Annotated in this window: 1 protein-coding gene and 1 pseudogene; both read right to left on the bottom strand. The window is 42.2% G+C overall.

The features are described 5' to 3' along the window. A pseudogene (locus ACFIK6_RS10175) lies at nt 1-240 on the bottom strand (hypothetical protein); the annotation flags it as partial. Nucleotide 241: 1 nt separating this feature from the next. Next, the coding region (locus tag ACFIK6_RS10170; RefSeq protein WP_375677622.1) for a hypothetical protein at nt 242-647 on the bottom strand (406 nt) is incomplete at its 5' end.

The following is a 647-nucleotide window of genomic DNA, read 5'->3' as shown; positions in this document are numbered from 1 at the left end:
CGTTTGACTATCATAACTGTAAAGCTTTTGCTTGCCTCCTACGATTATCTTAACACCATTACCGCTTCTAAAGGCGATTGAACCCAAGGGCTTTTCTTCCAAAGGATTAGAAACAACCATTGCACTTGGCATGGGTATATAACCGCCATCTGCCGGTAAAACATTCACAAGGCTATCCGTAAAACTACCGTTGACAGCCGCAACATCTGGTCTGTAATCGGCAATGGGAAAATAAACCATGCTAAAAATCCGTTGGTATTATTCGGGTCACGTTATGACGTTGAGACGTCTCTGCACGCAATTCATGCAACTGTTCGTTAAAGTCATTGTAAGCTGCCGTTGCACAATCGGGATCTTTAAGGATATTCTTGTAAAGTTCGTATTTTGCACGCGCTTTGATCAAATCAAACGCGTGCACAAACCATGGGTGCTCCTCATCAACACTCTCTATATCTGATAAACGCAATGGAGAGAGAATGAGTTGAATCTGATAGGCTCTATCCGGTGTGGGATAAAGATGTAATTTCCTATCAAAATAACTGTAACAAACCGGCGGTCCTTGCTGCTCTGATGATAACAACGGCTCTAAAGAAACATGGTCCTTACACTCCAATGCAAGCTTATGATGTTGATCAGAACTCAGATAA

The sequence above is a fragment of the Bartonella sp. AS69XJJH genome, from assembly GCF_042195585.1.
In the GTDB taxonomy this organism is placed as follows: domain Bacteria; phylum Pseudomonadota; class Alphaproteobacteria; order Rhizobiales; family Rhizobiaceae; genus Bartonella.
This window is presented reverse-complemented; position numbering and strand designations above follow the sequence as displayed.